Below are 13,728 nucleotides of genomic sequence, written 5' to 3' on the forward strand. Positions count from 1 at the left end.
AAAATAATAAGAGGACTCAACATGAAACTCGACAACAAGATTGTGCTGGTGACCGGTGTCTCGTCGGGGATCGGTGCGGCCACGGCGAGCCTGCTGCGGGCTCACGGCGCCCAGGTGATTGGCGTGGACCTCAAGGCCCCGCACATGACCCTGGACGGTTTTGTCCAGGGCGACTTGAGCAGCGCCGAGAACATCGAGCGCTTGCTGCCACAACTGCCCGCACGGCTCGACAGCCTGTGCAACATTGCCGGGGTACCGGGCACCGCCAGCCCGCAACTGCTGGCGCGGGTCAATTACCTTGGGCTGCGCCACTTGAGCCGTGCGCTGCTGCCGCGCATCAGCGCGGGCGGGAGCATCGTCAATATCGCCTCGATCCTCGGCGCCGAATGGCCGTTACGCCTGGAACAGCACAAGGCGCTGGCGCGCATCGAAGATTTTGCCGCCGCGCAAGCCTGGCTGGCCGAGCACCCGGTGCCGGACCAGACCTGCTACCAGTACTTCAAGGAAGCCTTGATCGTCTGGAACTACGTGCAGGCCCAACCCTGGTTCCTCGAGCATTCGGTGCGCATGAACAGTGTCGCGCCAGGCCCGGTTTTCACACCCATCCTCGACGATTTCGTGAGCATGCTCGGCGAGGCCCGGACCCGGGCCGATGCCCATCGCATGAAGCGTCCGGCTTACGCCGATGAGGTGGCGGCGGTGATCGCTTTCCTGTGTGCCGACGAGTCGCGCTGGATCAACGGCGTCAATCTGCCAGTCGATGGTGGGCTGGCCTGCACCTATATCTGAATGCGACCCGTAGAAAGCGGCGCAAGCCGCGACCTGAGCGTGTTGGCTGCCCAAGCCATGCCCAAAAATAACAATAATGAGAAGCGTCCATGGATAACGTCAAAGATAGCTTTCGTTTCAAGCATTGCGCCTTGTTCCTGGCGCTATGCAGCACCGGTGTGATGGTCGACCGGGTCGAGGCCATGCAAATGGACCTGGGTGACTCCGACTGGAAGCTGCGCTGGGACAACACCATCAAGTACAGCCAGGCCTGGCGCCTGCAGGGGCAGGACAGTCGCGTGGTCAACGCGCCGACTGCCAACGGCCTGTACCCTTCGATCCAGAGCCAGGGCGACAAGAACTTCAGCAGCGGCCTGGTCTCCAACCGCCTGGACCTGTTTTCCGAAATGGACCTCAGCCGGCAAAACTACGGGCTGCGCGTGAGCGGCGCAGCCTGGTACGACGATATCTACAACCAGGACACCGACAGCAGCGAACAGCCGCATTTCCTCAGCGAAACCCGCAAGCTCCACGGTCGCGACGCGGAAATTCTCGACGCCTTCGTGTTCTTGCGCGGTGACCTCGGTGAAGACTCCCAGGGCGTGGCACGCCTGGGCCGACACAGCCTGATCTACGGGGAAAGCCTGTTCTACGGGGGCAACGGCATTGCCAATGCCCAGGGGCCGACCGACGTCGTCAAGTTGCTCAGCGTGCCGGGGACTCAGTTCAAAGAGATCCTGCGTCCGGTCAATCAAATCTCCGGGCAGTTGCAGATCAACCCGCAGCTGTCGGTGGGGGCTTACTATCAGTTTGAGTGGGAGCGTTCCAATCTGCCCGGCGCCGGCAGCTACTTGAGCGATGCCGATGCCATCGGTTATGGCAGTGGTCCGTTGCGCGAAGTGTTCGGCAACGACACGGTCAATGGCGGTGATCTGAAACCGCGCAATTCGGGACAGGGTGGCATGCAGATCCGCTTCAAGCCGAGCGGCACCGAGCTGGAGCTGGGTTTCTACGCAGCCCAGTATCACGATAAGGCGCCGATCGGGTTGTACGCGTACCTGGACGGGCCGGCGGCGGCCGCCACCGGGTTGCCCATCCTGGGGTCCTATCGTCAGGTCTACGCCGAAGACATCAAGACCGCCGGCGTCAGTTTCTCCACCGCCTACGGTCCGTTCAACTTTGCCGGTGAAACCTCGGTGCGTTGGAACGCACCGCTGGTGAGCAACCTGCAAGTGGTCACCCCCGGCGTGGAGGCCGATGGCGGCGACAATGAGTTGTTCGCCCGGGGCAAGACCGCCCACGCCAACCTGTCGGCGATTTACCTGTTATCGCCCACTGCCTTCTGGGATGGCGGCTCGGCCCTGGCCGAACTGGCCTGGAACCGCACCCTGAGCGTGACCAAGAACGCCGCCGCGCTGGACTCCAACACCACCCGCGATGCCACGGCGCTGCGGGTACTGATAGAGCCGGCGTACTTCCAGATTGTCGACGGCGTCGACCTGACCGTGCCGATCGGCATGGGGGTGGTGCTCGATGGGCGTTCATCGGCGGTCAACAAATCCGGCTTCGGCAACACCCACTCCGGTGACTGGAGTGTCGGGCTCAAAGCCACCTACCTGCAGCGCTGGGATGTCGGCCTCAACTACGTGAACTTCTTCGGCGCACCGAAAGCCGGGCTGCGCGAGGACGGCAATTTCAGTTATGGACAGTCGTTGGCCGACCGCGACTTCGTCTCGCTCTATGTGAAAACCTCATTCTAATAAGGTGGATTCGCCATGCAGAACACAGTATTCCTGAACACCTGCGTCCTGACCCTGGCCCTGGCCGGCATGGGGCTGGCGCAGGCGGCCGTGTCGCCTGAACAGGCCGCACGCTTGAAAACCGATCTGACGCCCCTGGGCGGCGAGCGTGCCGGCAATGCCGATGGCAGCATCCCGGCTTGGCAGGGCGGTTATACCCAGGTCACGCCCGGCTATAAACCGGGTGACAAGCGTCCCGATCCATTCGCCAGCGAAAAACCGCTGTATTCGATCAAAGCCGCGAACATGGAACAGTACGCCAGCGAATTGGCCGAAGGGACCAAGCTGTTGCTCAAGAAGTACCCGGACTATCGCCTGGACGTGTACCCGACCCATCGCTCGGCCGCCGCGCCGCAGTGGGTGTATGACAACACCCGCCAGAATGCCACCCGCGCCATGCTGGACGTGGGCAGCGAGAAGGTTTCCAACGCCTATGGTGGCATCCCGTTCCCGATCCCGGAAAACGGCGCGCAAGTGCTGTGGAATTATCGGCTGTCGTGGCAGGGCGGCGACACCATCAGCTCGCCTTTCGATACCTGGCTGATGACCGCCGGCGGCAAGAAGGTCCAGGCGACCCGGGCCCAATACACCTACCAGTTTCCCTACTACGTCGAAGGCGGCAGCCTGGAAAACTATTCGGGCAAGTACCTGCTGGGCAAGCTGTTCACTGAGTTGCCGTCGTCCAAGGCGGGCGAAGGCCTGATGACCCACTGGGACCTGGACCCGGCCAATCGGGCGGCCTGGCAGTACCTGGTTGGCCAGCGCCGGGTTCGCCGGGCGCCGAACATTGCCTACGACACGCCAGACTTCGTGACCTCCGGCGTCGGCCTGTTCGACGAGGCGTTCATGCTGTTCGGGCCGACCGATCGCTACGACCTCAAGCTGGTGGGCAAGAAAGAACTGATCGTCGGTTACAACAATAACCGCGCCGCGCTGGCCAAGAGCGACGACCTGGTCAAGGCCAACTTCCTCAATCCCGATCTGGTGCGTTGGGAGAAGCATCGGGTCTGGGTGGTCGAGGCCACGCTCAAACCCGGCAAGCGCCATGTCGTGCCGCGTCGCACGTACTACGTCGACGAAGACTCCTGGCAGATCCTGATGGCCGACGGTTATGACGCTCAGGGCAAACTCGGCCGGCAGATGTACTCGTTGACGCTGCTGGCGCCGGACCTGCCGGCCCTCACCGCACAGGTCATGTGGGGCAGCTACAACCTCGACACCGGGGCCTACTTCCTCAACTCATCGAGCAACGACCTGGCGGTTCAGTACCAGAAGGTCGCGAAGCCTTCGGCGTCCTATTTCACGCCGGATGCCATGGCCAACGAAAACATGCGGTGAACCTGTGGCGGCCGCGGCGAGGAGGAGGTTGGCGCGGTCGCTTACGATTTTCCAGGCGGAATAACGATATGAACGTTGAAAAAAAATGTGCCCGTAGCAGTCCGCTATGGGGTGTCTGCGCCCTGGTGGGGTGCCTGTTGGCGAGCGTGCCCTGGGGCGTACAAGCCACGACATTGGCGGTTTTGCAGCAACCGGCATTGCCAACGGCCAAGGCCCCGCGCGCCGTATTGCTCGGGTTGGCCCGGGCGGGCGAGCGCCTGGTGGCGGTCGGCGAGCGCGGCATCGTGCTGCTCTCCGATGACGCGGGGGTGAATTGGCGCCAGGCCAAGGTGCCGGTCAGCGTCAGCCTGACGGCGGTGCAATTCGTCGATGCCGAGCAGGGCTGGGCGGTCGGTCATCTGGGCGTGGTGTTGCACACCCGGGACGGCGGGGAAACCTGGCACAAACAACTCGACGGTGAGCGCGCCATCGCCCTGGCGGTGCAGGTCGCTGAGCGCGATGCCCGTCAACCCGGCGGAGCCAGTCACTTGACGCAGGCACGGCGCATGCTCGATGACGGACCGGATAAACCGTTTCTCGACCTGTACTTCAGTGACCGCCTGCATGGCTATGTCGTGGGGGCCTACAACCAGATCTTCCGCACCGATGACGGCGGGCAAAGCTGGCAGCCGTGGATGCAGCATGTGGACAATCCCCAGGGCTTGAACCTGTACGGCATCCGCGCCGTGGGCAAGGATCTGCTGCTGGTGGGGGAGCGCGGCCTGCTGTTGCGTTCGACCGATGGCGGGCAGTCCTTCCAGGCCATGAAATCACCGTATGAGGGCAGTTTTTTCGGCCTGCTCGGCACCCGCGATGGGGCCTTGATTGTTTATGGCCTGCGCGGAAACGCCTGGTGGTCCGATGACCGTGGCGGCAGTTGGCGGCGCCTTGAAACCGGTATCGAATCGACACTGGCGAGCGCCCTCGAACTGCGCGACGGCAGCCTGTTGTTGGCCAGCCAGAGTGGCGAGCTTCTCTTCAGTCATGACCAGGGGCGCAGCTTTGACAAGCGTCAGAGCCGCAGCGGCGGGACCGTCGCTGCCATGCAACAGGCAGTTGACGGCAGCCTGGCCAGCGTCGGTTTGACCGGCGTGGCCGCCGACCAGGATCCGCGGGCTTCCGGTAAACCTTGAAACTTCACGGTGTAGCGCTATCGAGCCACGGCTCGTGCAACAGGAGTCAAACTTGAAAGACGACAACATCCAAACCGTGATCGGCCGCCAGGAAGATTTTGACCGGGCCTCGGGCAACTTCGCCGAACGGGCGATCTTCAACCATCGCCCGCTGGTGATCCTGCTGTGCCTGCTGGTGACCTTGGTACTCGGTTGGCAGGCCACGCGCATCGGCATCAATGCCAGCTACGAGAAGACCATTCCCACGGAACATCCCTACGTTGCCAATTTCCTGGAGAACCGCAGTGAGTTGAGCGGCCTGGGCAACTCGTTGCGCATTGCCGTGGAGGTCAAGCAGGGGAGCATTTTCACCAAGGACTACCTCGACACCCTGGCCAAGCTCAACGACGAGCTCTACCTGATGCCGGGGGTCGATCGACCTTACATGAAATCGCTATGGACGCCGACCACGCGCTGGACCGCCGTGACCGAAGAAGGGCTCGACGGCGGCACGGTGATCCCCGACGACTACGATGGCTCGGCCACCCGTATCGAGCAGGTGCGGACCAATGTGGCCCGCTCCGGGGAGGTCGGTCAATTGGTCGCCGGCAACTTCAAGTCCAGCGTGATCTTCGTGCCATTGCTGGAAATCAATCCGCAGACGGGCAAGGCGCTGGACTATGGCGAGTTTTCCCGGCAACTGGAGGCGTTGCGGGACAAGTACCAGACCGATGACCTGCGGATTCACATCACCGGCTTTACCAAGATCGTGGGCGACCTGATCGAGGGGATGACCCAAGTCCTGCTGTTCTTCGTGGTGGCGGTACTGGTGACGGTACTGGTGCTGTTTGGCTACACCCGTTGCGCGCGCAGCACCCTGGTGGTGGTGACCTGTTCACTGGCGGCCGTGCTGTGGCAACTGGGGCTGCTGGCCCTGCTCGGGTATGAGCTGGATCCCTACTCGGCACTGGTGCCGTTTCTGGTGTTCGCCATTGGCATGAGCCATGGCGCGCAGAAGATGAACGGCATCATGCAGGACATTGGCCGTGGCACCCACCGGGTGGTCGCCGCGCGCTACACCTTCCGCCGCCTGTTCGCCGCTGGCATCACCGCTTTGCTCTGTGACGCGGTGGGCTTCGCGGTTTTGCTGCTGATCAACATCCGGGTGATCCAGGACCTGGCAATCACCGCCAGCCTCGGGGTGGCAGTGCTGATTTTCACCAACCTGATCCTGCTGCCGATTCTGCTCAGCTATATCGGCGTCAGCCCGGCGGCGGCGCAACGCAGCCTGAGTGCGGAAACCACTGCGCAGCAGGCGCAGATCAAACATCCACTGTGGCGCGTGCTCGATCTGTTCACCCAACGGCGCTGGGCCTTGGGGGCGATGTTGGCCGGCTTGCTGTTGGCCGTGTTTGGTTTTGCCGTGAGCCTGCACCTGAAGATCGGCGACCTGGACCCCGGCGCTCCAGAGTTGCGTGCCGACTCGCGCTACAACCGCGATGCGTTGTTCATGACGCAAAACTACGCGGCCAGCTCGGATATTTTCGTGGTCATGATCAAGACCCCCGAGGATCAGTGCACCCGTTACGCCAGTCTGTCCGCGGTCGATGCGCTGGCCTGGCAACTGGAGCAATTGCCCGGCGTGGAATCGACCACCTCGATGGCGGCGCTGAGCAAGATCGCCACGGCCGGTTATAACGAAGGCAACTTCAAATGGTATGAACTGATTCCCAATGACGGCGCGCTGGGGGCCGTGCAGACCCGTGCGCCGCGAGAGCTGTTCAACCAGGGTTGTTCGATGCTGTCGCTGTACGTCTACCTGGCCGATCACAAGGCCGACACCTTGAACCGGGTGGTGGAGGCCAGTGAGCAGTTTATCGCCGGGCACCAGATGCCGGAGGTCAAGTTCATGCTGGCAGCCGGCAGCGCGGGGATCGAAGCGGCGACTAATATCGTGGTGAAGAAGTCCATGCGCGAGATGCTGTTCTGGGTCTACGGTGCGGTCAGCCTGCTATGTCTGGTGACCTTCCGTAGCTGGCGCGCGACCCTGTGCGCGATGTTGCCGCTGATGCTCACCTCGATCCTGTGCGAGGCGCTGATGGTGGGGTTGGGCATGGGGGTGAAAGTCGCGACACTGCCGGTCATTGCATTGGGCGTGGGCATCGGCGTCGATTATGCGCTCTACGTGTTGAGCGTGATCCTGGCGCGCATGCGTGCCGGCGACACCTTGGCCCAGGCGTATTACCAGGCGCTGCTGTTCACCGGCAAGGTGGTGTTGCTGACGGGCATGACACTGGCTGTGGCGGTGTCGACCTGGGCCTTTTCGCCGATCAAGTTCCAGGCTGACATGGGCATCTTGCTGGCCTTCATGTTCCTGGTGAACATGCTTGGCGCGCTGATCCTGTTGCCAGCCTTGGCCTGGTGGCTGCTACCGCAGAAGGTCTTCGTAAAGAAGCCTGAGTCGAGTCGGCAGGCGGAATGGGTGAGGAACTGAGGGCGCTCGAGGAGGGGGGACGCATATCCGTCACCTGATGACGGATATGCGCAGCCAATCAGGCGTTCTCCACAACCGGGGGCGTAGCCCCCAACCGCGGCCTCGCCGAATGGCGAATCACACTGAGAACAGCCAGCGTCGCCACCACCAACCCCGGAGAAGTCGCCAGCAATACAGCCGTGGTTCCACCCCCCGCCGCGAGGATCTGTCCGGCGGCCAGAGGCCCGGCTACCGACCCCAGGCGTCCGATGGCCACCGCCGCACCCACTCCTGTGGCACGCACGGCCGTAGGGTAGGAGGGCGGTGCCAACGCATAGAGAACCAATTGCGCGGCCATGACAAACAACCCGGCGGCGAACCCGGCAATGGCCATGGGTACGATACCAACGGACAAGCCGACCCCGGCCAGGGCGCTCAGCAGGCCGGCATAGACGAACAGCACCACCTTGGTGCCATTGCAACGGTCCAGCAACAGGCCGCCCAGCAACGAGCCAAGGGCACCACCGATGTTGAACAGCATCTGCACCAGGCCAGCCTGGGGTTTGCTGAAGCCCTGTTCCAGCAGCAACGAGGGCAGCCAGTTGAGCAACATGTACATCACTGTCAGGGTAAAGAAGTAGCTCAACCACAAAGCCAGGGTCGTACGGCTGCGACCTTCCCCGAACAGCGCCAGGGCAGTGGAGCCGCGCCGTTGGCCGCCATCCTGCGCCTGGCGAAAGGCGTTGGACTCGGGAAGCCACAGGACCATCAGCGGGACTACCAGCAAGGGGGCCAACCCACCGATGAAAAACGTCATCTGCCAGTGCTCGCCAAACAGCATGGCGACAACCGCTGCCAACGCGCCACCCAACGGAACCCCCGCATACATCACGCTGATCGCCGTGCCCCGACGCTGCTCGCCAACGGCTTCGGCACACAAGGCAATGAGGTTGGGCAGGGCGGCACCCAGGCCCAGGCCGGTCATGAAACGCACCAGCAACAGGCCGCTGAAGTGTTCGACATAAGCGGTGCTGAGGGAAAACACACCGAACAGCAAGACGGCGGCAATGAGGATTTTCTTGCGACCGATACGGTCAGCGATCCAGCCACCGAAGAATGCCCCGGGCAGCAACCCGATGATGCCGGCGCTGAACACCCAGCCCATCATTTTCGGGTCGAGGGCAAACGTCTGTCGCAACCCCGCAGCGGCGGTACCGGCTGACTGCAGGTCGAAACCCTCGATCAACGCAACGATGAAACACAAGGCGATGGTCAGCGTCGCACGACGCGCCGGACGGTCCATGGCAAATCCTCTTATTGTTTTTGTGAAGGAACACCGGCTCGGCGGAAACCGGCAGGTGCATTTAAGATTAACAAAGCTAACTAAAAAATGAAGGGCGTCAGAAGGGTGACCTCAACCGGCCAGATCATGATGAAAATCAGGTGCTTGGCCAAAATACTCCAATCAAATCGTAAATTAGTTAATTATATTAATGTTCGATTATCGGACGTTCGTGATTGACGAAGCGCCCCTGCCGTTTCCATTCTTTGTTCGCACGGCCCCCTCACCAAGGTTGGGTCGATCAAAACAACAACAATAAATGGACAACCGAACATGCCAAACCTTGCTCGGGACACGCTGACGGCGCGCCCTGTTTCATCCTTCGTCCCTCTGCTGGCCTGTCTCGGCCTGTGCCTGGGTTCTCCGGTTTCGTGGGCGCAGGGCTTCATTGACGACAGTCAGGGCACCCTGACCCTGCGTAATTACTACATGGACCGCGACTACAAGGACGACGGTGCCAAGACCGCCGCCAGGGAATGGGCCCAAGGCTTGATCATGAATGTGGAGTCGGGGTTTACCCCAGGCCTGGTTGGCTTCGGCCTGGACGCTCGAGGGTTGGTGGGGATCAAGCTCGATTCTTCGCCGGATCGCAGCGGCACGGAATTGCTACCGGTGTCCAGCAGCGACAAGCGCGCCGCCGACGAGTACTCGAGGCTGGCACTGACCGGCAAGTTGCGGCTGGGCCAGACCACGGTAAAGACCGGTGATGTGTCGATCTTCCTGCCGTTTGCCTTTGCCAGCCCGTCGCGTCTGCTGCCGCAGACCTTTCGCGGGACGATTCTCAGTTCCAAGGACATCGACGGGCTGACACTGAACACCGGCTACATCGACCGCATCAACCGCCGCGACTCCACCGATTACCAGCCGATGAGCATCGCCTCGCCCAACCGCCGGTTCAACGGCGCGGCGACCTCTTCCCATATGGCGAATGTGGGCGGCGACTACCAGGTCAACAAAGACCTCAGCCTGAGGGCCTACCACGCCGAAGTCGCGGACCTGTACCAACAGAACACCCTGGCGTTGTTGCATAACCTGCCTCTGGGCGATGGTGTCCTGACCACTGACCTGCGCAGTTTTTTCAGTGACGAAGACGGCGCGGCCAAGGCCGGAAAGGTGGACAACCGCAATGTCTCTGCGTTGATCGGCTATCGCCTGGGTGGGCACCGCGTGAGCCTGGGCTACATGCACGCCAGTGGCGATACGGCCACGCCGTATGTGTCCGGCACCGAGCTGATGGGCTTGAGCGAGATGACCATGAGCTCGGACTTCCTCAACGCCAAGGAACGCACCTGGCAGGTGATCCATGACTACGATTTCGCCGCCGTGGGCGTGCCGGGCCTGCGCAGTCGGCTGCGTTATGTGCGCGGCGATCATCTCGAGCTGGCGGCCCTCGATGCCGAGGATCGCAAGGAACGTGAGTTCCAGATGGAGCTGGGGTACGTGATCCAGGACGGCCCGCTGAAAAACGTCGGGTTGCTGGCGCGCAAATCGATCTATCGCAACAACTTCCCAGGCACGGCGGCATTTCGTAACGAGAACCAGACCCGGTTCCTGGTGACGTACAGCGTGCCGATCTGGTGAAGCACTGACGGCGATGAAAGGCGCTTGTGGGCGAGGGAGCTTGCTCCCTCCCTGCAGGGCTGTTACTGCTGGTAAACCTTCTTCAACAACCGCAGCAACTCCTCGCGCTCAGCCGCCGAGAGCGTGGCGGTGGAATCAAGGTCGCTTTGCGCGGCGATTTGCTTGAGCTCCTTGAGCAGGGTTTCGCCGGTCTTGCTCAGGAAGATCCCATAGGAGCGCTTGTCCGGCTTGCACCGCACGCGCACGGCCAGTGCGCGGCTTTCCAGTTTGTTCAGCAGCGGCACCACTTGTGGCGGTTCGATTGCCAGGGCCTTGGCCAGGTCGGCCTGCATCAGGCCCGGATTCTGGTCGATGATCGCCAGGGCCGAGAACTGGGCGGGCCGCAGGTCATGGACGGCGAGCCGGCCGATCAGGTTCTGGAACAGTTTCAACTGAGCGCGGCGCAGGGCGTAACCGATCAGGTCGTCCAGCGCGGCGTCCAGCGGCGCTTGCGCGTCGGGACCAGCCAGGGGCTCGGCGGGTTCGGCAAGCTTGGATGACTTGGCCATCGAAGTGAACTTCCTCAGGTAAGTGATTAACAAGGCTATCCAGTTTGCCGATGTTGCGGCGCCCTGGCTATGGGCTTGCGCAGATTCAAGTTTTTTGACCTTCAACCCGGCCTCTGAAAAATACAGGTAAATAGATTAATAGTTAATTGACATAACTATATTTCAGGTTTAATTTTTGATCATCTTCAGCCAAGAACAAGAGAGCAGGCATCATGAGCAATTACGAAGGTCGCTGGAAAACGGTCAAGGTCGACATCGAGGAAGGCATTGCCTGGGTCACCCTCAATCGCCCGGAAAAACGCAATGCCATGAGCCCGACCCTCAATCGCGAGATGATCGACGTGCTCGAGACCCTGGAGCAGGATCCTGCCGCTGGCGTATTGGTGCTCACCGGGGCCGGTGATGCCTGGACCGCCGGTATGGACCTCAAGGAATACTTCCGCGAAGTGGATGCCGGGCCGGAAATCCTCCAGGAAAAAATCCGTCGCGAAGCGTCGCAATGGCAATGGAAGCTACTACGCATGTACGCCAAGCCAACCATCGCCATGGTCAACGGCTGGTGCTTTGGTGGCGGTTTCAGTCCGCTGGTGGCCTGCGACCTGGCGATCTGCGCCGACGAAGCGACCTTCGGTCTCTCGGAAATCAACTGGGGCATCCCGCCGGGCAACCTGGTCAGCAAGGCCATGGCCGATACCGTGGGCCATCGCCAATCGCTGTACTACATCATGACCGGCAAGACCTTCGGCGGGCAGAAAGCCGCCGAAATGGGCCTGGTCAACGAAAGCGTGCCCCTGGCGCAGCTGCGGGAAGTTACCGTGGAACTGGCGCGCAACCTGTTGGAGAAGAACCCGGTGGTGCTGCGGGCCGCCAAGCATGGTTTCAAACGCTGCCGCGAACTGACCTGGGAGCAGAACGAGGATTACCTGTACGCCAAGCTCGACCAGTCGCGCCTGCTCGACACCGAAGGTGGCCGCGAGCAGGGCATGAAGCAGTTCCTGGACGACAAGAGCATCAAGCCTGGCTTGCAAACCTATAAGCGCTGAATCGACCGGCGAACGGCGGGCCGCATCCCGCTGTTCGCTGCGCCGCTCTGGCGCTACTGTTACACCGCTGCGATGTATTCCCGATAAAGACAATAAAGAGGAATCACCATGCTGGACGTGCCCCTGTTGATTGGCGGCCAGTCGTGCCCGGCCCGTGACGGCCGGACCTTCGAACGCTGCAACCCGGTGACGGGTGAGGTGGTGTCTCGCGTGGCTGCCGCCACCCTGGAAGATGCCGACGCCGCAGTAGCGGCTGCCCAAGCGGCGTTTCCCGCCTGGGCCGCGCTGGCGCCCAACGAGCGCCGCACGCGTCTGTTGCGTGCGGCCGAGCAGTTGCAGGCCCGCAGCGGCGAATTTATCGCTGCCGCCGGCGAAACCGGCGCCATGGCCAATTGGTACGGTTTCAACGTGCACCTGGCGGCGAACATGTTGCGTGAAGCCGCTTCCATGACGACCCAGATCAATGGCGAAATCATTCCTTCGGACGTGCCTGGCAGTTTCGCCATGGCCCTGCGCCAGCCTTGCGGCGTGGTGCTGGGCATCGCCCCCTGGAACGCTCCGGTGATTCTCGCCACCCGCGCCATCGCCATGCCTCTGGCGTGCGGTAACACCGTGGTGCTCAAGGCTTCCGAGATAAGCCCGGCCGTGCACCGGTTGATCGGCCAGGTGCTGCAAGACGCCGGGCTGGGTGACGGCGTGGTCAACGTGATCTGTAACGCACCGGCGGACGCGCCGGCCATTGTCGAACGGTTGATCGCCAACCCGGCGGTGCGCCGTGTCAATTTCACCGGCTCGACCCACGTCGGGCGGATTGTCGGTGAACTGTCGGCGCGCCATCTCAAACCGGCCTTGCTGGAACTGGGGGGCAAGGCGCCGCTGCTGGTTTTGGACGACGCCGACCTGGATGCAGCCGTACAAGCCGCAGCCTTCGGGGCCTACTTCAATCAGGGCCAGATTTGCATGTCCACCGAGCGACTGATCGTCGATGCCCGGGTGGCGGATGAGTTCGTCGCCCGGCTGACCGCCAAGATCGCCACCTTGCGAGCCGGCGATCCGACGGCCACGGATTCGGTGCTGGGCTCGTTGGTCGATGCCAGCGCCGGCCAGCGCATCAAGGGGCTGATCGACGATGCCGTGGCCAAAGGCGCAACGCTGGTCACCGGTGGCCAGTTGGAAGGCAGCATCCTGCAGCCGACCTTGCTCGACGGTGTCACTGCGCAGATGCGCCTGTACCGCGAAGAATCATTCGGGCCGGTGGCGGTGCTGCTGCGTGGCGACGGCGATGAAGAGTTGCTGCGCCTGGCCAACGATTCCGAGTTCGGCTTGTCGGCCGCCATCTTCAGCCGCGATACCAGTCGCGCGCTGGCCTTGGCCCAGCGGGTCGAGTCGGGCATTTGCCACATCAATGGGCCGACCGTGCACGACGAGGCGCAGATGCCCTTTGGCGGGGTCAAGTCCAGCGGTTACGGCAGCTTTGGTGGCAAGGCGTCCATCGAGCATTTCACCCAGTTGCGTTGGGTGACCCTGCAGAACGGTCCGCGGCATTACCCGATCTGAAACCCGTCGCATCACGGGCGGTCGAGCCTCGAAAGCCGCCGCCCGGATGCAGGCCAGAATAATAATGACAAGGCCGCAGCCCAGCGCTGCCACGCTCCGCTCGCACCGCGACCCGAGTGTGCCTTGGT

Annotated in this window: 10 protein-coding genes; 8 read left to right on the forward strand and 2 right to left on the reverse strand. The window is 62.3% G+C overall.

Annotated features, from left to right (window positions below; translation table 11 throughout):
• Positions 1-21: 21 nt before the first annotated feature.
• From ACMTA2_RS15945 to ACMTA2_RS15965, 5 genes are all read left to right on the forward strand, one after another.
• Positions 22-789 (forward strand): coniferyl-alcohol dehydrogenase, encoded by a 768-nt coding sequence (locus ACMTA2_RS15945; protein WP_413790751.1) that lies wholly within the window; start codon positions 22-24, stop codon positions 787-789.
• Between the two features lie 89 nt (positions 790-878).
• Complete coding sequence (locus ACMTA2_RS15950) at positions 879-2,528, forward strand: DUF1302 domain-containing protein (RefSeq protein WP_413790752.1); 1,650 nt, start codon at positions 879-881, stop codon at positions 2,526-2,528.
• A 15-nt stretch (positions 2,529-2,543) separates the two neighbouring features.
• Positions 2,544-3,905, forward strand: coding sequence for a DUF1329 domain-containing protein (locus tag ACMTA2_RS15955; RefSeq protein ID WP_413790753.1), 1,362 nt, complete (start codon positions 2,544-2,546; stop codon positions 3,903-3,905).
• Between the two features lie 68 nt (positions 3,906-3,973).
• A complete protein-coding gene (locus tag ACMTA2_RS15960; protein WP_413790754.1) occupies positions 3,974-5,077 on the forward strand; it encodes a WD40/YVTN/BNR-like repeat-containing protein in 1,104 nt (367 codons plus the stop codon).
• 52 nt (positions 5,078-5,129) lie between these two features.
• Entirely contained in the window at positions 5,130-7,550 is a 2,421-nt protein-coding gene (locus tag ACMTA2_RS15965) for an efflux RND transporter permease subunit (protein ID WP_413790755.1), read from the forward strand.
• Between the two features lie 58 nt (positions 7,551-7,608).
• Here the strand turns inward: ACMTA2_RS15965 and mhpT are convergent, their stop codons facing one another.
• A complete protein-coding gene (gene mhpT / locus ACMTA2_RS15970; RefSeq protein WP_413790756.1) occupies positions 7,609-8,832 on the reverse strand; it encodes a 3-(3-hydroxy-phenyl)propionate transporter MhpT in 1,224 nt (407 codons plus the stop codon).
• Positions 8,833-9,144: 312 nt separating this feature from the next.
• Here mhpT and ACMTA2_RS15975 point away from each other — a divergent pair, with 312 nt between their 5' ends.
• Complete coding sequence (locus ACMTA2_RS15975) at positions 9,145-10,452, forward strand: OprD family porin (protein ID WP_413790757.1); 1,308 nt, start codon at positions 9,145-9,147, stop codon at positions 10,450-10,452.
• A gap of 62 nt (positions 10,453-10,514) precedes the next feature.
• Here the strand turns inward: ACMTA2_RS15975 and ACMTA2_RS15980 are convergent, their stop codons facing one another.
• On the reverse strand, positions 10,515-11,000 hold the full coding sequence (locus ACMTA2_RS15980; RefSeq protein WP_413790758.1) for a MarR family winged helix-turn-helix transcriptional regulator: 486 nt from the start codon (positions 10,998-11,000) through the stop codon (positions 10,515-10,517).
• A gap of 212 nt (positions 11,001-11,212) precedes the next feature.
• Between ACMTA2_RS15980 and ACMTA2_RS15985 the strand changes: the two genes are divergently transcribed.
• On the forward strand, positions 11,213-12,043 hold the full coding sequence (locus ACMTA2_RS15985; protein ID WP_003202420.1) for a p-hydroxycinnamoyl CoA hydratase/lyase: 831 nt from the start codon (positions 11,213-11,215) through the stop codon (positions 12,041-12,043).
• A 108-nt stretch (positions 12,044-12,151) separates the two neighbouring features.
• Positions 12,152-13,600 carry an aldehyde dehydrogenase gene (locus tag ACMTA2_RS15990; protein ID WP_413790759.1) on the forward strand — a complete coding sequence of 483 codons (1,449 nt, stop codon included), beginning with the start codon at positions 12,152-12,154 and terminating at the stop codon, positions 13,598-13,600.
• The last annotated feature ends 128 nt before the right edge of the window (positions 13,601-13,728 follow it).

The sequence above is a fragment of the Pseudomonas medicaginis genome (genome assembly GCF_965119365.1).
GTDB lineage: Bacteria > Pseudomonadota > Gammaproteobacteria > Pseudomonadales > Pseudomonadaceae > Aquipseudomonas.